This is a genomic window from Actinokineospora diospyrosa, from assembly GCF_024171925.1.
Taxonomy (GTDB): domain Bacteria; phylum Actinomycetota; class Actinomycetes; order Mycobacteriales; family Pseudonocardiaceae; genus Actinokineospora; species Actinokineospora diospyrosa.
In genome coordinates this window covers 86,824-104,666 of sequence record NZ_JAMTCO010000018.1, presented here as the reverse complement: position 1 = coordinate 104,666, position 17,843 = coordinate 86,824, and the positions used below count along the sequence as shown (strand labels likewise).

The window sequence follows — 17,843 nt, the reverse complement described above, 5'->3', positions numbered from 1 at the left end:
GACCCGCCATGGGTCCCCGGACCGGTAAGCATAAACCTGCTGGACAGGGCCTTATGACCGTTGGTTAGCCTGGCTGCCACAGCCGCGGGTCCGCGCCCGCGAATCCGCACGTCACAACCTGATCGCGACAGGAGAGCGCACACCGTGATCCGCACGCACGAGGCCGGAACCCTCCGCGCCGAGCACGCCGGGCAGACCGTCACCCTCACCGGGTGGGTGGCCCGCAGGCGCGATCACGGCGGGGTCATCTTCATCGATCTCCGCGACGCCTCGGGCGTGTCGCAGGTCGTCTTCCGCGAGGGCGAGATGGCCGAGCGCGCCCACCGGCTGCGCGCGGAGTTCTGCGTGAAGGTCGTCGGCGAGGTCGCCGCCCGCCCGACGGGCAACGAGAACCCGGAGATCCCGACCGGCGCGATCGAGGTGCTGGCCACCGAGCTGCACGTGCTCAGCGAGTCCGCGCCGCTGCCCTTCCCGCTCGACGACCACCTGAGCGTCGGTGACGAGGTCCGGCTGCGCTACCGCTACCTCGACCTGCGCCGCAGCGCGCCCGCCAAGGCCATCCGGTTGCGCAGCGAGGTCAGCCGGATCGCCCGCGAGGTGCTGCACACCGAGCGCTTCGTCGAGGTCGAGACCCCCACGCTGACCCGCTCCACCCCCGAGGGCGCCCGCGACTTCGTCGTGCCCGCCCGGCTGCGGCCCGGCTCCTGGTACGCGCTGCCGCAGTCGCCGCAGCTGTTCAAGCAGCTGCTCATGGTCGGCGGCCTGGAGCGGTACTACCAGATCGCCCGCTGCTACCGCGACGAGGACTTCCGGGCCGACCGCCAGCCCGAGTTCACCCAGCTCGACATCGAGATGAGCTTCGTCGAGCAGGACGACGTGATCGCGCTCGGCGAGCGGATCATCGGCGCCGTCTGGCGCGAGCTGGCCGGGCACGACATCAGCGCGCCGCTGCCGCGGCTGACCTACGCCGACGCCATGTCGCGCTACGGCTCCGACAAGCCCGACATCCGCTTCGCCGTCGAGCTGACCGAGCTCACCGAGTACTTCGCCGAGACCCCGTTCCGGGTCTTCCAGGCGCCTTACGTCGGTGCCGTGGTCATGCCCGGGGGCGCGAGCCAGCCGCGCAAGCAGCTCGACGCCTGGCAGGAGTTCGCCAAGCAGCGCGGCCACAAGGGCTTGGCCTACGTGCTGGTCCAGGAGGACGGCACGCTCGGCGGCCCGGTCGCGAAGAACCTGTCCGAGACCGAGCGCGAGGGCCTGGCCAAGGCCGCGGGCGCCGAGCCGGGCGACTGCGTGTTCTTCGCCGCGGGCAACACCAACGACGCCCGCGCGCTGCTGGGTGCCGCCCGCCAGGAGATCGGCCGCCGCTGCGGGCTGATCGACGAGTCCGCCTGGGGCTTCGTGTGGGTCGTCGACGCCCCGATGTTCGAGGAGGCCGCCGCGGCCCAGTCCGCCGGTGACGTCGCCGTCGGCGGCGGTCGCTGGACCGCGCTGCACCACGCGTTCACCTCGCCGAACGCGGAGTGGATCGACCGGTTCGACCAGGACCCGGGCAACGCCCTGGCCTACGCCTACGACCTCGTGCTCAACGGCAACGAGATCGGCGGTGGCTCGATCCGTATCCACAACAAGGACGTCCAGGAGCGGGTCTTCCAGATCATGGGCCTGGACAAGGACGAGGCGCAGGAGAAGTTCGGCTTCCTGCTCGACGCTTTCGCCTTCGGCGCGCCCCCGCACGGCGGCATCGCCTTCGGCTGGGACCGGCTGGTCATGCTGCTCGCGGGCCTGGACTCGATCCGCGAGGTCATCGCCTTCCCCAAGACCGGCGGCGGCTTCGACCCGCTCACCGCCGCGCCCGCGCCGATCACCGCCGAGCAGCGCAAGGAGGCCGGGGTCGACTTCAAGCCCGCCAAGCCGACCGCGTCGGCCGCTGCGACCGACCCAGCCGCGGCGGACGCAAGCTGACGTGCTGCACCTGAGGGCCGTCTGCCCGCCCGCGAGCACTGAGCGGGCGCTGGCGGTGCTGCGCGAGCACCCCGGCGCCACCCACCTCGTGCTGTTCGCGGGCGCGGCGATCGATCCGAAGGGCGACGTGCTCGAGGCCGACGTGGCCCGCGAGGCGACCGACGAGGTCCTGGCCGCCCTGTGCGACCTGGGCATCGACCGCGACGGGGGCATCACCCTCGAGCAGATCGACACCTCGCTGTCCGACGCCGCCGACAAGGCCGAGCTGGACGCCCCCGGCGACGGGGCCGACGCGCTGGTGTGGGAGGAACTGGTCGCCCGCACCGGCGAGGAGTCCCGGCTCAACGCCACCTACCTGGCGTTCCTGGTCATCGCCTGCCTGCTCGCCGCGGCCGGGGTGATCACCGACTCGGCGGTGACGATCGTCGGGGCCATGGTCGTCGGCCCCGAGTTCGGCCCGCTCGCGGCGCTGGCGGTCGGCCTGGTCTGCCGCCGGGGTGACCTGGTCCGCCGGGCGGGCACCGCCCTGGCCGTCGGGTTCCCGGTGGCCATCGCGGTGACCGCCGGGCTCACCTGGGTCGGCGGCCGGGTCGGGTTGCTGGACGCGGCCGCGATCAGCGGTGACCACGATGTGGACTTCGTCTACCAGGTCGGGGTCTGGTCGCTGGTGGTCGCCGTGTTGGCGGGCGCGGCCGGGATGCTGTCGATGACCTCGGCGAAGTCGGCCGTGCTGGTGGGGGTGTTCATCTCGGTGACCACCGTCCCGGCCGCCGGGTACATCGGGGTCGCCGCGGTGCTCGGGCAGTGGGGCAAGGTGCTGGCCTCGGCGGGGCAACTGGCCGTCAACCTGGTCGGGATCGTGCTCGCCGCGGCCCTCGTGCTGCTCGTGCGCCGCCGCGTCCCGGCGCGCAACCGGCCGCTCTCGCGCGGCTGAGCCGTCCCACCCGCTGGGAGCCCGCCGGTGGGTGGTACACCGGAAACCGGCCACGTGCTGTGATTTCTTGGCGGACCCCTCGTCGCGACCCGGGTCCGACCACTACGGTCTTCTCCGGCGGGAATGCTGACCGGGCCGGTTCGGCCCCCTACGATCGGGAGCAGGGTCAGAGGAGATGAGTGTGGAGATCGCCGCCGATCCGCCGGGCACCGGCGAACCGGACGGCCCCGGCGAATCCGATCAACTCGCGAGCGCGGAGGTGCTGGCCACCGTCGTGGCCGCCGAGTCCGTGCTGAGCAAGCGCTTCGGCGCGCGCATCCACCTGGCCGAACCGGAGGACCTCGGCGGCAGCGAGCGCTCCATCGTGCTGCGGGTGAAGGTCGCGGCCAGCCCGTTCTCCCTGCCGCGCACCCTCGCGGTCAAGCGCTACGTGCGCCCGGCAGGCGGGGCCACCCGCGACAGCTGGGTCCGCGAGGCGGTCAGCTACCAGCTGTTCACCGCCCTGGCCGCCGAGGACCGGATGTGCCCGGAGCTGTTCGCCCACGACAGCGGCACCAACCTGCTGGTCATGGAGGACCTGGGGCGGGCGCCGACGCTGGCCGAGAAGCTGCACGGCGACGACGCGCGCGCCGCCGAGGGCGCGCTGCTGTCCTGGGCCCGCTCGCTGGGGCGGCTGCACGCCTCCACCGCGGGCCGCGAGGCCGACTTCGACGCGCTGCTGCGCAGGCTCAGCCCGCCCAAGTCCAAGGACCCGCTGACCGTGGACGGCCCGGTCGCCATCGAGGCGCTGCCGCTGCTGCTGGCCACCGAGTTCGGCGTCGACACCGGCCCGGCCGCGCACGAGGCGGCCAGGCACACCCTGGCGCTGCTCGACACCGCGCGGCACCGGGCGTTCAGCCCGTCGGACTCCTGCCCGGACAACAACCTCATCACCAACCGCGGCGTGCGCTTCCTGGACTTCGAGGGCGGCTGCGTGCGGAACATGATGTTCGACGCGGCGTACCTCACCGTGCCGTTCCCGTCCTGCTGGTGCGCCTACGCGCTGCCGCCGGGGATGACCGACGCGATGCTGGCCGCCTGGCGGGCCGAGGTGCGGGTCATGTGGCCCGACCTCGACGACGACGCCGTGCTCGGCCCCCGGCTGCTCGACGCCCAGCTGTTCTGGGTGTGGCTGACCACCTGGCAGTTCCTCACCGTGCCCGACGTCGAGCAGCTCGGCTCGGGCGGCTCGGTCGCCAAGCCGCACCAGGCCGACGTGCTGGTCGCCCGTTGGGTGGCGCTGGCGGCCGCGGCGCGGCTGGCGCGCTCCGGCGCGGTCGCCGAGCACGCGCAGGCGGTTGTCACGGCGCTGCAGTCGCGGTTCGGTGAGCGTTCGCTGCCGCTCTACCCCGCGTTCGACTGACACCGAAGTCTTCGCCGGTCCGACCCCGGGCGGACACCGCGATCTCACCGCCGGTGAGCCGGCGCGTCGCATCGTTGTCCGCGTGACCGCGCTGGGGATCGAACGCAGCACACCGCCGACCCGACCCGACCCGCCCGCGACGTGGACCGCGAGGACCCTGGCCGTCCTCGGCGACTCGACCGCGGTCGGCATCGGCGACCCGAAGCTCGGTGGCGGGTGGCGCGGCTTCGGCCCGCTGCTGGCCGCGGCGCTGGGCGCCGAAGAGCACAACGTGTCGGTCAACGGCGCCCGGCTCGCCGACGTGCGCGCCGTGCAGTTGCCGCGCGCGCTCGCCGTCCGGCCGGACGCGGCCGTGCTGATCGCGGGGATGAACGACACCCTGCGCTCGGACTTCGACCCCGAGGCGATGCGCGCCGACCTCACCGACATCGTCACCTCGCTGCGCGCGGTCGGCACCGAGGTGGTCCTGGTGCGCTTCCACGACCACGCCCGCGTGTTCCGGATGCCCGCCTCGCTGCGCCGCGCGCTGCGCACCCGCATCGACCGCCTCAACGCGGTGATCGAGGCCGTCGTGGCCGACACCGGCGCCGCGCACCTCGACCTGGACGCGATGCCCGGCGCCTACGAGACGACGACCTGGAGCGTCGACCGGCTGCACCCGTCCGAACTCGGTCACCGGATGCTGGCGAAGGCGTTCGCCGAGCAGTTGGTCGGCCGCGGCTGCGTCCAGCCCGCCCCGGTGAGCCTGGTGTGCGAGGGCGGCCTGCGGGTCGGCCCGCTCGCCCACCTGGCCTGGCTGGTCGTCAAGGGCATCCCGTGGCTGTGCAAGCGCGGCGGCGACCTGGTGCCCTACGCGCTGGGCATCATGCTGCGCGGCCACCGCGAACCACCCTGTGGACAACTCGCGGCGGACCCGGTGGCCCGTCCGTAAAGTTCACCCCATGGCACTGATCGACCGCACCCTGCTCGGCCCGGGACCGTCCAACCCCTACCCGGAGGCCACCGCCGCCCTGTCCGCGCCGCTGCTCGGGCACCTGGACCCGGAGTTCCTGCGCGTGCTCGACGACACCTGCGCGCGCCTGCGCCGGGTCTGGGGCACCGCGAACGAGCGCACGCTCCCGTTGTCCGGCACCGGGTCCATCGGCATGGAGGCCGCGTTCGCGAACTTCGTGCGCCCCGGCGACGTCGTGGTCGTGGCGGTGAACGGCCTCTTCGGCGAGCGCATGGTCGACGTGGCTGGCCGCTACGGCGCGGACGTGGTCCGGGTGGACCACGACTGGGGAACGCCGATCGACGTGGAGCGGGTGCTGGCCGCGCACCCGGAGCCGTCGCTGGTCGCCGCGGTGCACGCGGAGACCTCGACCGGGGTGCTCAGCGACATCCGGGCGCTCTCGCTCGCGGTGCACAAGCGCGACCAGCGCGCCTTGGTCCTCGCCGACTGCGTCACCTCCCTGGCGGGCGTCGAGGTCGCCATCGATGCCTGGGACGTGGACCTCGCGTACGCGGGAACCCAGAAGTGCCTGGGGGTCGCGCCCGGCCTGGCCCCGTTCACCGTGTCGCCGCGCGCCTGGGACCGCCGGGTGAAGCGGCCGCCGACGTGGTACCTCGACCTGAACCTGATCGGCGCCTACGTGGACGGTTCCAGCGGCGGCCGCACCTACCACCACACCGCGCCGGTCGCGATGATCACCTCCTTGCACGCCGCGCTGGGGCGGATCCTGGAGGAGGGCTTGGAACAGGTCTGGGAGCGCCACCGCGCCGCGGGGGCGTTGCTGCAGGAAGGCTTGGTGGAGCAGGGTTTGCGGCTGTTCGCCGCCGAGGGCCACCGGCTGCCCGAGCTGACCACGGTGCGCGTCCCGGACGGTGTCGACTCGGCCAGGGTGCGCCAGATCCTGCTCACCGAGTACGGCATCGAGATCGGCGCCGGGGCGGGCGCCTTCGCCAGCTCCGTCTGGCGGATCGGCCTGATGGGCCACAACGCCCGTCCGGACCGGGTCGAACTCGTCCTCGCCGCCCTGCGCGCCGCCATCGCCAAGGCCTGATCGCACTTCGACAATCCGCTGTGGACTGTCAGATGTGTTGCGCGGCAACCCGCGCGGGCTCATTCACCGTTGTCGCGCCGGGCTTACCCAGCTGAGTTCTCGATTGTCTACTGTGGAGGTTGTCTGATGCGTGGCACGGTGCTGCACGCCACCGGGGACGTCCGGCTCGACGAGTTGCCCGACACCGCGGTGCGCCGCCCGACCGACGCCCTGGTCCGGGTGGTCGCGTCCTGCGTGTGCGGGTCGGACCTGTGGGGCTACCGGGGGATCTCGCCGGTCGAGGGGCCCAAGCGGATGGGGCACGAGTTCGTCGGCGTCGTCGAAGAGGTGGGTGCCGAGGTCCGCACGGTCCGCCCGGGCGACTTCGTCATCGCGCCGTTCGCGGTCAGCGACGGCACCTGCGTCCACTGCCGCAACGGGATCCACACCTCGTGCGCGAGCGGTGGCTACTGGGGCGGCACCGCCCGCGCGGGCCACGACATCGACGGTGGGCAAGCGGAGTACGTCGTCTCGCCCTTCGCCGACGGCACCCTCGTCGCCACCTCGGGTGTCCCCGACGACTCGCTCGTGCCCAGCCTGCTCACCCTGTCCGACGTGATGGGGACCGGTCACCACGCCGCCATCGCGGCCAAGGTGGGTCCCGGCGACAACGTCGTGGTCGTCGGCGACGGCGCGGTCGGGTTGTGCGCGGTCCTGGCCGCCGCTCGACTGGGTGCCGAACGCGTCATCGCCATGTCCCGCCACGCCGACCGCCAGGCCCTCGCCACCGCCTTCGGCGCGACCGACATCGTCGCCACCCGCGGCGAGGAGGGCGTCGCCGCGGTCAAGGACCTGCTCGGCGGTGGCGCGGACGCGGTCCTGGAGTGCGTGGGGACCAAGGAGTCCATGGACCAGGCCCTGTACTCAGTTCGCCCGGGTGGTCGGGTGGGTTACGTCGGCGTGCCCGCGGGCGGGCCGGAGTTCCCGGTCCGCCACCTCTTCGCCAACAACATCGCTATTGGCGGGGGAGTGGCGCCCGTTCGCGCGTACCTCGACGAACTGCTCGCGGCCGTGCTGAGCGGGGAGATCGATCCGGGCAAGGTGTTCGACGCCGAATACCCGCTCGACCGGGTCGCCGACGCTTATGCCGACATGGACAACCGAAAGGTCGTGAAGGCCCTGCTGCGCCCTTGACCGCGCATTACGAGGCGACTCACCGTTGGGCCCATCTCGACCGGGAGGCCGAGGCGCCAACCGGTTGCACAGACCCAACGGTGAGTCGCGTGGCCGCCCTGCAACGGCCATTCCCCCTTGGCCTTACGTCGCCAGCACCGGTAATACCCGCGAGAACGTGTCCACCACCGAGAGCAGTGGCGCCTCCGCGTCCGGGTGCAGCACGACCCCCGTGTCCGACACCTCGATGTGCCGGTCGAGCACGAACCACCCCGGCACGATGTGGTGCGCCCCGAGCGACGACAGCACCGGCCGCAAGGCGTAGTCCAGGGCCAGCACGTGCGCCGGGCTTCCCCCGGTCAGCACCGGTAGCGCCGTCTTGCCCGCCAGCGCGAACTGCGGCAGCAGGTCCAGCAGCGTTTTCAGCAGTCCCGAGTACGCCGCCTTGTACACCGGCGAGGCGACCACCACCCCCTCCGCCGCCTCGATCGCCGCGGTGACCTCCGCGATGGCCGGGTCGGTGGTGTCGGCGTGCAGCAGGGCGGCCGGGGGCAGGTCGCGCACCCGCACCAGCCGCACCTCGTGGCCGTGCGCGCACAACCGCTCGGCCAGGTGCGCGGTCAGCGCCGCGGTGCGGGAGGTGGCCGACGGGCTGCCGGAGAGGACGACGATCGAGGACAACGCAACCTCCAGGGGGTCAGGAGTACCAGGTGGGCTCGGGGACCTCGTCGCGCAGGACGAAGGCGCCGACCTCGCGCCGCTTGTAGGCGACCGGGTCGTGCAGGGTGTGCGTGCGGACGTTGCGCCAGAACCGGTCGAGGCCCTCGCGGCTGGCGGTGGCGCGGGCACCGGTCACCTCGAAGACACCGCTGGTGATCTCCAGGGCCACCTCGGTCGCCCTGGCCTTGACCGCGGCCACCCGCACCTCGTGCTCGCCGCGCTCGCGTTCGGTGACCACCTCCGGGTGCTGGTGGATGACCCACCCCTCGGCGGCGACCTGGTCGGCCAGCGCTTCGACCGCCCACAACTTCGAGGTGAGGTCGCCGTAGACGTCGAGCACGTAGGGCTCGTCCACCGCGCGCTCGTGGCCGCCGTGCAGCCAGGACCGCGACTTCTCCAGGGTGTAGGCGCGGGCGGTCTCCAGCGCTCCGCGCGCGATGCCGAGGTAGAAGTTCACGAACACCAACTGGATCGTGGGCACGTTGAGCGTGTTGTAGACCCGTGGCGTGAACACCTTGTCGACGTAGCCCGCCGCCGAGGCCCAGTCGACCCGCACGCCGGAGATGGTGACGCTGCCGGACTCGGTCAGCCGCTGCCCGATGTTGTCCCAGTCGTCGTGGAAGGTGAGGCCTTCGATCGTGGACGGGACGATCGCGAAGATGTGCTTGTCGGTGCCCTCCAGCACCCCTTCGAGCACCGTCAGGTCCGACACCTTGCTGCCGGTGGAGAACGACTTCCGTCCGTTGTAGACCAGCGACGAGCCCTCGTCGGTGATGACGACGTCGTCGTCGCGCGGGTTGACCGCCCCGCCGAAGAAGAAGCGGTTCTTGGTGGCCAACTCCTCTACCGCGAGAACCTGTTCGGGTGTACCGACCAACCGCGCGGCCCAGAACCAGAGGTAGTGGTACCCGAGCAGTTGGCCGACGGAACCATCCGCCTTGGCCACCTCGCGCACGACCCGGTACGCGGTGGGCCAGTCCTGCCCGCCGCCGCCGTGCTCAGCGGGGCCCAGCAACGTAACCAGACCGGAGTCCTTGAGCAGCTGCACTTCGGCGTAAGGGGTCTTCGCCTCCTTGTCGCGGGAGACGGCGTCAACCGCCAGCAGTGCGGATACCTCCGCCGCGCGGGCCAACCACCCGGTGGCGGTCGTCGGAGCGGACTTGGTCCAGTCGGCCTCGGTGGTGGTCATCAGTCCTGCCTCTCAGTGGGTCGCGGGTTCGGGAACACCGGCTCCGCGGTCGGCGTCGGCCTCGAGGGCGCGCACGATCGGGAGCACGTGGGTGCCGAAGTACTCGACTTCCTCGTGGTAGTGCAGAAATCCGAGCAGGGCCAGGTCGACGCCGCGGGCGCGGTACCCGACCAGCCGCTCGGCGATCTGTTCCGGGGTGCCGATCAGCTTGCTGCGGAACCCGTCGTTGTACTGGACCAGGTCCTCGAACGACGAGTCCGCCCACATCCCCTTGCCGTCGGGGGTAGAGCTACCGGCCTGCCGCACCGCGTCGCGGAACCCGCGCACGGCGTCGGGGTTGGCCTTGGCCACGATCTCGCGCAGCGTCTCGCGGGCCTCGGCCTCGGTGTCGCGGGCGATGAGGAACCCGTTGAGCCCGAACCGGACCCGCCGACCGTGCGCGGCCGCCGCGGCGCCGACCTCGGCGACCTGCTCGCTGACGCCGTCGAAGTCCTTGCCGTTGCTGAAGTACCAGTCTGAGACCCGCCCCGCCATCGCCCGGGCCGCTGTCGAGTTGCCGCCCTGGAAGATCTCCGGGTGTGGCCGGTCCGGGCCGCTCAGCGGCTTGGGCTTGAGGTCGAAGCCGCGCAACCGGTAGAAGTCCCCGGCGAACTGGGCGTCGTCGGTGGTCCAACTGGCCCGCAACACCCGGATGAACTCCTCGGCGCGGCGGTAGCGCTCGTCGTGTTCCAGCCAGGGTTCACCCAGTGCGGTGAACTCGCCCTTGAACCAGCCGGACACCACGTTGACCGCGGCCCGGCCACCGGAGAGGTGGTCGGCGGTCGCGATCAGCTTGGCCAGCACCGCGGGGTGCCACAGCCCGGGGTGCACCGCGGCGATCACCTTCAGCCGCTGGGTCGCCAGCAGCAGCGCGAGGCTGAAGCTGGTCGACTCGTGCTGGTAGGCCGCGCCGTAGCTGGCCATGTACCGGACCTGGCTCAGCGCGTAGCTGAAGCCGTTGTTCTCGGCCAGCACCGCTAAGTGCCGGTTGTACTCGTAAGACCAGTCGGTGCGCTGCTCGATGTCGCTGACGACGAGGCCGCCGCTGACGTTGGGCACCCAGTACGCGAACTGCAGCGGCTCGGGCTGGCGGGAGTTGGACAGGCTGGGGCTGGGCGGGTGGGAGTCAGACACGTGAGCTCCACGGGGTCGGCACGCTGAAGGGGACCGGTCATGGCCGGTCGGGGGGAACGGTTCAGCGGAACGCGCTTCAGCGCGGACAGGCCTGGCTGCAGACCCTGGCGAAATCCACGTGCCTGCGCCTGGTCAGGCTGCGGGCGGGATACGCGGTGTACACACACCTATCCGAACACCGGGCAAGCACGCGGTCAACCGGTGCGCCGGTGCGTCCAGCGGGTGGGACCGGGGTGCGCTACCCGGCCGACGGCAGTAGTGCCGGGTCGGCCGCGACGCCGCGCAGCAGCCGCAGGATCGCCGCGCGGGAGCGGTCGTAGACGGCGAAGTCGTCGTTGAGCACCGAGTTGGCGTTGGCCGTCTCCATGAACGCGATCAGCTCGAAGGCCAGCTGGTCGCTGTCGACCTCGCCGGTCAGCTCGCCCGCCGCGCGCGCGTCGTCGAGGGTGCGCGCGATGAGCGCGGACCACTTGGCCGACAGCGCCGCGAGCGTGTCGCGCACCCGGCCGGGCTGGGCGTCGAACTCCGCGGAGACGGCGAAGAAGAAGCAGCCGCCGGGGAACACCCGGCCGCGGGAGTAGTCCTGCCAGCTCAGGCACAGCCGCCACACCTTGTCGATGCCCGCTGGCTGCTCGAGCACCGGGGCGACCACGGTGTCGACGTAGATCCGCAGCGCCGCGTCGATGGTGGCCAGCTGCAGCTCCTCCTTGGAGCCGAACAGGCCGAACACGCCGCTCTTGCTGATCTCGAGGTCGCTCGCGAGCCTGCCGAGCGACAGGCTGGTGAGCCCCTCGATGGAGGCGATCTCGACCGCGCGCGCCACGATGAGCCCGCGGGTGTGGTTGCCCCGCTGGACACGACCGTCCACTCGAGCCTGGGTCATCGGTGCACTCTCAAGGAAGCTGTCACGGGCAAGGACATCTCGGGCGGCGAGCGGTGCCTGGTGGGCACCGCCGGTGCCGCGCTGCTGGCGGGAAGCCGTTGGGCCTGCTGGGAGTTGCGCGGTGTCAGACGATCTTACTCCTGCCACCGCGCGTTTCCGCCATGGTAGCGCGCAGTTTCCGGTTGTCCGCCGCCGAAGTGTGTCCGAACGGGAGCGATCGGCGGCACCTCGGGCCACTACCAGCCGGTACGGCGTACCGAAAATAACCGCACGACCGATCGGACTCTGTGTTAGGCTCGGCCCGTCCGGCCGCCGGGCTGTGACGGGGGACAGCGAGCCGAACCGGTACCTGAGGAGCGTCGTGTCTGGAGACCGAACCGCCAGCAAGTCCTTATCCGAGCGCCCTGCCGAGGAGGAGGACGTCCTCGTCTTCCGCGCCTCGGACATGCAGGACCCGCACGCCGTGTACGACCGCCTGCGCGCGGAGTCACCGGTGCGCGAGGTGCTGATGCCCAACGGCCTCAAGGTCTGGATGGTCACCAAGCACTCCGACACCCGCGCGGTGATGACCGACCGCCGCTTCTCCAGCGACCTGGTGCACGGCCGCAAGCTGGTGGAGACCGGCTCCGACGTCCGCGCGACGCAAGAGGACTACGGTTCGCAGTTCGGCAGGCACATGCTCAACGTCGACCCGCCGGACCACACCCGGCTGCGCCGGTTCATGGCCAAGGCGCTCACCCCGCGCCGCATGGAGGGCCTCAAGCCCACCGTGCTGACCCTGGTCGACGAGCTGCTCGACGCCTTCGACCCGGCGGGCGAGATCGACCTGATCGGGCAGTTCGGCAGCCCGCTGCCGCTCACCGTCATCTGCGACCTGTTCGGCGTGCCCGCCGCCGACCGCGCCGACTTCCACCGCTGGGCGCTGGCCATCGGCACCGACTCCGCCCCGGTCGCGCTCACCTCGGACAACCGCTCGGACGAGGCCAAGTCGTCGGCGGCGGCGATGGCGGGGTTCCTGCTCGAGCTGATCGACCACAAGCAGCGGCACCCGGCCGACGACCTGCTCACCGCGCTGATCACCGCCCGCGACGAGGGCCAGGAGCTGACCGCGATCGAGGTCGTCTCGATGGCCTTCCTCACCCTGTTCGCCGGGCACGAGACCGTGGTCCACCTGATCGGCAACGGCACCCTGGCGCTGCTCACCCACCCCGAGCAGCTGGACCTGCTGCGCGGCGACCTGTCGCTGCTGCCCAACGCGGTCGAGGAGTTCCTGCGCTACGACGGCCCGGCCAACACCTCGATGATGCGGTACTCGATCGAGGACGTGGAGATCGGCGGGGTCACCATCCCGGCAGGCTCGTTCGTGGCCACCATCCTCACCTCGGCCAACCGCGACGACGAGTTCTTCCCGCACGCGGCGACGATGGACATCACCCGGCCGATGGGCGGGCACATGACCTTCGGCCACGGCGTGCACTACTGCGTCGGCGCGCCGCTGGCCCGCATCGAGGGCAGGGTGGCCTTCGAGCGGCTGCTGACCCGCTACCCCAAGCTGCGCCTGGCCGTGGACCCGGAGCAGCTGGTGTGGCAGTCCAACACGCTCATCCGCGGGCTGAGCAGATTGCCGGTCCTGGTCGGCTGACCGGCCGACCACCACCACACGAAGAAGCGGGTTCATGACACACGATGTGATCGTCGTCGGCGCGGGCGCAGCGGGCTGCGTCGTGGCAAGCAGGCTGTCGCAGGACCCGACCCGCTCGGTCCTGCTGCTGGAGGCGGGCCCGCACTACGACACCGAGTCGAGCTGGCCAGCCGACCTGCTCGACGGGCTCGGGTTCCCGCGCAGCCACGACTGGGGCTTCGCCAGCGCCCCGCTGACCCACGGCGGTCACACCTTCCCCATCCCGCGCGGCAAGGTCGTCGGCGGTTCCACGGCGGTCAACTACTGCGTCGCGCTGCGCAGCAGGCCCACCGACCACCGGGCCTGGGCGGCGCTGGGCCTGCCGCGCTGGGCCTGGGACGAGGTCCTGCCGGTCTACCAGGCCCTGGAGATCGACCACGACACCGAGCCGCGCACCCCGCCCGGGCGCACCCCCGTCCGCCGCTACCCCCGCGAGGAGCTGACCGACTCCCAGGAGCGCTTCCTCACCGCCTGCGAGAAGGCGGGCTTCGCCCTCGTCGACGACCACAACGCCGCCGACTCCCTCGGCGCCGGGCTCACCCCGCTCAACCAGGTCGGCGGCAGGCGCTACAACTCGGCGCTGGTCTACCTGGCCGAGGCCCAGGAGCGCCCCAACCTCACCATCCGCTCCGGCGCCGACGTCGACACCGTGCTGATCCGCGACGGCCGCGCGGTCGGCGTGCGGCTGGCCTCCGGTGAGGAACTGGCCGCCGAGCAGGTCGTGCTCAGCGCGGGTGCCTACGGCAGCCCGGCGATCCTGCTGCGCTCCGGTGTCGGCCCGGCCGAGCACCTGCGCGAGGTCGGCGTCGACCTGGTGGCCGACGTGCCCGGGGTCGGCTCGAACCTGCTGGAGCACCCGTCCACCCCGGCCGTCTTCGCCACCGCCGAGGAGACCGCCGCGCGCCGCCCCGCCCCGCTGCGCACGATGCTGTCGGTCAAGACCAGCCGCGACGAGCCGGACGTGGACATCCACATCCACGCCATGGCGACCATGCCCACCCGCGCCCCGCAGGGCCACCCCACCGGGTTCGACCTGCTGATGACCTCAGCCCTGGTCGCCCCGCACTCGGTCGGCTCGGTCCGCCTGCGCTCGCGGGCGGCCGCGGACCTGCCCGTGGTCGACACCGGCATCTACCGCGACCCGCGCGACGCCGCCCGCGTCGCCGAGGGCCTGCGGGTGATCCGCAAGCTCGCCGAGCAGTCCCCGCTGGCGAGTCTGCTGGTCGGCGAGCGGTTGCCGGGGGCGGCGGTGGCCGACGCGGACCTGGTCGACGCCGTGCACGCGACCGTCGGCACCTACAACCACCCGGTCGGCACCTGCCGGATGGGCCGGACGGGTGATGTCGACGCGGTGCTCGACGAGACCTGCCGGGTGACCGCGGTCGAGGACCTGCTGGTCATCGACGCGTCGGCGATCCCGGTCAGCCCGAGGTCGACCACAACGCTGCCCGTGCTGATGCTCGCCGAGCGGGCGGTGGCGCTCAACTGGCCGAACCTGTGACTCTCCGCACCCGTGCGGTAACCCAGGTCACCGTGGGAGAGCGTCGCTAAACCGCTGTCTGGGGAGAAAAACGTACGAACGATCGGCCTTGTTGGGTACACTGACGCCCGAGGTCGACCGGCGGGGCAGGGTCCCGACCGGAGGGCATCGACCACCGGGCGCTGTGGTTGGGGGACTTTCGTGGCGGAGAGTCAGGGGATGGGTGACTTGCTGTGCCTCGAGGACTGGCAACGGGCCGCGCAGGCCCGATTACCGGGGCCGACCTGGGGTTTCCTGCAGGGCGGCAGCGGCGCTGAGCTCACCGTCGCGGCGAACCGGGCCGCCTTCGACCGCCGCGTGCTGCGGCCGAGGGTGCTCGTCGACGTGACGAAACCGGACCTGGGCACGACGCTGCTCGGTGATCCGCTGCGCGCCCCCCTCGCCATCGCCCCGATGGCCTACCACCGCCTCGTGCACCCCGATGGCGAGGTGGCGACCGCGCGCGCCGCGGGCGAGTGCGGTCTGCCGTTCGTGGTGAGCATGTTCGCCAGCCGCACGCTGGCCGACATCGCCGCCGCCACCACCGCGCCGCTGTGGCTGCAGCTGTACTGGTTGCGCAGGCGCGACGCGCTCGCCGACCTGGTCCGCCGCGCCGAGGCCGCGGGTGTGCGCGCGCTCGTGCTGACCGTCGACGCGCCGCGGGTGGCCAAGCGGCTGCGCGACCTGCGTTCCGGGTTCGCCCTCCCGGCCGATGTCACCGCCGCCAACATCGATCCGGCGGCCATGGCCGTGATGGCGCGAACGGGGGAATCCGGTTCGTCGATCCAGAGTCATTCCCGCGAGCAATTCGACGCCGCGATCACCTTCGCCGATCTGGCCTGGCTGCGCGCGCTGACGCCTTTGCCGCTGCTGCTCAAGGGAATTCTCACCGCCGCGGACGCCCGGCTCGCCGTCGAGCACGGTGTCGACGGGATCGTGGTGTCCAACCACGGCGGACGCCAACTCGATTCGGCCATCCCGGCTATTGACGCGCTCGGCGAGGTGGTCGAGGTGGTCGCGGGTCGGGTGCCGGTGCTCGTCGACGGCGGTGTCCGCCGGGGCACCGACGTGCTCAAGGCGCTCGCGCTCGGCGCGGCCGCCGTGCTGCTCGGCAGGCCGGTGCTGCACGGGTTGGCCGTCGCTGGTGCTGGTGGCGTAACCGCTGTGCTGTCGACACTTCGCGAGGAGTTGGAAGAGGCGATGGTCCTCGCGGGCGCGCCGCGACTGTCCGATGTCGACGCCGAACTCGTCCGTTAGCAGCTGTCGCGGTCGTACTGTCCTGAATTGACGGATACCACACGATTGGGTTTTCTGGTGTTCCCATCGTCCGATGTATCTACTAGTCGGTACCCGACTCCTGTAGGCAATCGTTGCGCGTTCACTTATTTTCTCGCTGTTCATTCGATCATTGTCTTGCGGTGTGATCGTGCCGACGAAAACCAGTTGCGCGAATCGCTTGCGGGACCGGGATTGCGCGCAGTAACGTGGTTGTGAGGGTGAGTTGCCGGGGGCGCTGCCGCGCGGGCGCCGACGGTTTCACCGCCCAGGGTGGACTGTTGTAGTCGTGGACCGTGCTCGTCGGTGTTAGTCGCCAGTCGCACTGTGTTCGTCCGTAGACGATATGCGCTGAACCGTCCCATAAGGGATCCTCAATCCGATTTACGGGTATCGACTCCTATTAGGGGGGAAACACATGCCGGGCGAGACCCACTTATCCTCGGTCGTGACCGAGGCACCCGCTGGCGGGGAGTGGGTGGACGAGCTGCTGCTCGCCGGGGCCGATGGCGAGCTGGCGCTGTGGTTCGGCGCCCCGGTGGACCGCCGGTCGCTGCGCGCGCTGGTCGAGCGGCGCGAACGCGAGTTGGTCGCCGCCGGACTGGCTCCCGGTGGGAGTGTCTCGTTGCGACTGCCACCCTCGCTCGGCTTCGTCTCGGTGCTGCTGGCCGCCTGGCGGTTGGGCGGCCAAGTGTCCCTTTTGGACTACCGGCTCACCCAGCACGAGGTCGACCAGGCGGTCGCGCGGTTGCGCCCGCAGTTGCTCGTGCAGCCGAGCGCACCGGTGTCCGGTGCGCTGCGCGCGCTGTTCGACGTGGAGCCCGCCTACCTGCCGCAGGCCGGTGGTGAGCAGGCGCGCACCGCGCACTCGTTGATCCAGCTCAGCTCCGGGTCCACCGGCCCGTCGAAGGTCATCGGTCGCACCGCGGCCGACGTGATCTCCGAGCTCGAGCGCTACAACCGGATCGAGGGCATCCCGCAGCGCGGTGAGCGCGCCGTGGTGCTCGCGTCCATGGTCCACGTCCTCGGCCTGGTCGGCGGCCTGCTGCACGGCCTCAACGCGGGCGTCCCGATGGTCGTGCCGCAGCGGGCAACCGTCGACGGCATCCTCAAGGCGCTGGCGGGCGGCGACGAGCCGACCACCCTGATCGGCGTCCCGTCGCAGGCGGAGGTCCTCGCCGCGGTCGCCGAACCGCCGGACCTGCCCGGCTTCCGCCGCATGATCACCGGCGGCGAGCTGGTGCGCGCCGAGCTGTGGCGCGCGCTGACCGAGGGCTACGGCATCACCCTGGGCAACATGTACGGGATGACCGAGCTGGGGGTCATCGCCACCGACATCGACGGCGAGCACCGCCCCGCGCTCACCCCGGCCCCCGGCATCGCCGTGCGGGTCGAGGGCGGCGAGGTGCTGCTCGGCCGCGAGAGTTCCCCCTACCTCGGGCTCGTCGACCCGTCCCGCTGGGCCGACGGGTGGCTGCGCACCCGCGACGCGGGCGAGCTCGACCCGGCGACCGGCCGGGTCACCATCCGGGGCAGGCTCGACTCCCAGGTGTCCATCGGCGGGCTGAAGGTCGACCTCACCGAGGTCGAGCAGACCCTGGCCGAGGCGCCCGGGGTGGACGCCGCCGTCGTGCTCTACGACGAGGGCATCCAGGCGTACGTGTCGGTGTCCGCGCTGGTCGGTCCCGGCGAGATCGACTCGTGGCTGCGCGAGCGGCTGGCGGGCTACAAGCGGCCGCGCGCGGTGCACGTGCTCCCCGCCCTGCCGCGCACCTCCAGCGGCAAGCTGCTGCGCGACCGCGCCGCGTTGCGCTCGGCCGCGCGCGACACCCACAACTAGCCACACCGGTCCCCACCAGGCGCGGCCCGTCCCGGGTCCGCGCACGGTCGACCGCGCCCGCACCCGGG

The 17,843-nt window shown here is 71.8% G+C and carries 14 protein-coding genes; 10 read left to right on the top strand and 4 right to left on the bottom strand.

The features are described from left to right. The first annotated feature begins 144 nt into the window (after positions 1–144). The 6 genes from aspS (at position 145) to LV75_RS31120 (ending at position 7,516) form a co-directional block, all read left to right on the top strand. Positions 145–1,965: an aspartate--tRNA ligase gene (gene aspS, locus LV75_RS31145; RefSeq protein WP_253890940.1), complete on the top strand. Its 1,821-nt coding sequence runs from the start codon at positions 145–147 to the stop codon at positions 1,963–1,965. Between the two features lies 1 nt (position 1,966). Continuing rightward, on the top strand, positions 1,967–2,899 hold the full coding sequence (locus LV75_RS31140) for a DUF389 domain-containing protein (protein WP_253890939.1): 933 nt from the start codon (positions 1,967–1,969) through the stop codon (positions 2,897–2,899). Between the two features lie 175 nt (positions 2,900–3,074). After that, on the top strand, positions 3,075–4,301 hold the full coding sequence (locus LV75_RS31135) for a hypothetical protein (protein WP_253890938.1): 1,227 nt from the start codon (positions 3,075–3,077) through the stop codon (positions 4,299–4,301). Positions 4,302–4,383: 82 nt separating this feature from the next. After that, on the top strand, positions 4,384–5,232 hold the full coding sequence (locus LV75_RS31130; RefSeq protein ID WP_253890937.1) for an SGNH/GDSL hydrolase family protein: 849 nt from the start codon (positions 4,384–4,386) through the stop codon (positions 5,230–5,232). Between the two features lie 10 nt (positions 5,233–5,242). Next, complete coding sequence (locus tag LV75_RS31125) at positions 5,243–6,343, top strand: pyridoxal-phosphate-dependent aminotransferase family protein (RefSeq protein ID WP_253890936.1); 1,101 nt, start codon at positions 5,243–5,245, stop codon at positions 6,341–6,343. Between the two features lie 126 nt (positions 6,344–6,469). Continuing rightward, the gene (locus LV75_RS31120) at positions 6,470–7,516 is read left to right on the top strand and encodes a zinc-dependent alcohol dehydrogenase family protein (RefSeq protein WP_253890935.1); all 1,047 of its coding nucleotides are present in this window, start codon (positions 6,470–6,472) and stop codon (positions 7,514–7,516) included. A 123-nt stretch (positions 7,517–7,639) separates the two neighbouring features. Here LV75_RS31120 and ssuE read toward each other — a convergent pair whose 3' ends face one another. From ssuE to LV75_RS31100, 4 genes are all read right to left on the bottom strand, one after another. After that, complete coding sequence (gene ssuE / locus LV75_RS31115) at positions 7,640–8,176, bottom strand: NADPH-dependent FMN reductase (RefSeq protein ID WP_253890934.1); 537 nt, start codon at positions 8,174–8,176, stop codon at positions 7,640–7,642. A gap of 16 nt (positions 8,177–8,192) precedes the next feature. Beyond that, entirely contained in the window at positions 8,193–9,404 is a 1,212-nt protein-coding gene (locus LV75_RS31110) for an acyl-CoA dehydrogenase family protein (protein ID WP_253890933.1), read from the bottom strand. Between the two features lie 12 nt (positions 9,405–9,416). Continuing rightward, complete coding sequence (sfnG, locus tag LV75_RS31105) at positions 9,417–10,547, bottom strand: dimethylsulfone monooxygenase SfnG (RefSeq protein ID WP_253891033.1); 1,131 nt, start codon at positions 10,545–10,547, stop codon at positions 9,417–9,419. Between the two features lie 268 nt (positions 10,548–10,815). Beyond that, positions 10,816–11,460: a TetR/AcrR family transcriptional regulator gene (locus LV75_RS31100; protein ID WP_253890932.1), complete on the bottom strand. Its 645-nt coding sequence runs from the start codon at positions 11,458–11,460 to the stop codon at positions 10,816–10,818. 361 nt (positions 11,461–11,821) lie between these two features. Here LV75_RS31100 and LV75_RS31095 point away from each other — a divergent pair, with 361 nt between their 5' ends. The 4 genes from LV75_RS31095 (at position 11,822) to LV75_RS31080 (ending at position 17,775) form a co-directional block, all read left to right on the top strand. Then, complete coding sequence (locus LV75_RS31095) at positions 11,822–13,102, top strand: cytochrome P450 family protein (RefSeq protein WP_253890931.1); 1,281 nt, start codon at positions 11,822–11,824, stop codon at positions 13,100–13,102. Positions 13,103–13,136: 34 nt separating this feature from the next. Beyond that, complete coding sequence (locus LV75_RS31090; protein WP_253890930.1) at positions 13,137–14,642, top strand: GMC family oxidoreductase; 1,506 nt, start codon at positions 13,137–13,139, stop codon at positions 14,640–14,642. Positions 14,643–14,840: 198 nt separating this feature from the next. Beyond that, positions 14,841–15,917 (top strand): alpha-hydroxy acid oxidase, encoded by a 1,077-nt coding sequence (locus LV75_RS31085; RefSeq protein ID WP_253890929.1) that lies wholly within the window; start codon positions 14,841–14,843, stop codon positions 15,915–15,917. 466 nt (positions 15,918–16,383) lie between these two features. Next, on the top strand, positions 16,384–17,775 hold the full coding sequence (locus tag LV75_RS31080) for a class I adenylate-forming enzyme family protein (protein WP_253890928.1): 1,392 nt from the start codon (positions 16,384–16,386) through the stop codon (positions 17,773–17,775). Positions 17,776–17,843: the final 68 nt, after the last annotated feature.

Excerpts from the sequence above, each read along its gene's own strand:
- LV75_RS31090 (WP_253890930.1), top strand. The coding sequence starts at position 13,137 with ATGACACACGATGTGATCGTCGTCGGCGCGGGCGCAGCGGGCTGCGTC.
- LV75_RS31125 (WP_253890936.1), top strand. The coding sequence starts at position 5,243 with ATGGCACTGATCGACCGCACCCTGCTCGGCCCGGGACCGTCCAACCCC.
- LV75_RS31120 (WP_253890935.1), top strand. The coding sequence starts at position 6,470 with ATGCGTGGCACGGTGCTGCACGCCACCGGGGACGTCCGGCTCGACGAG.
- LV75_RS31085 (WP_253890929.1), top strand. The coding sequence starts at position 14,841 with ATGGGTGACTTGCTGTGCCTCGAGGACTGGCAACGGGCCGCGCAGGCC.
- LV75_RS31135 (WP_253890938.1), top strand. The coding sequence starts at position 3,075 with ATGAGTGTGGAGATCGCCGCCGATCCGCCGGGCACCGGCGAACCGGAC.
- LV75_RS31110 (WP_253890933.1), bottom strand. The coding sequence starts at position 9,404 with ATGACCACCACCGAGGCCGACTGGACCAAGTCCGCTCCGACGACCGCC.
- LV75_RS31100 (WP_253890932.1), bottom strand. The coding sequence starts at position 11,460 with ATGACCCAGGCTCGAGTGGACGGTCGTGTCCAGCGGGGCAACCACACC.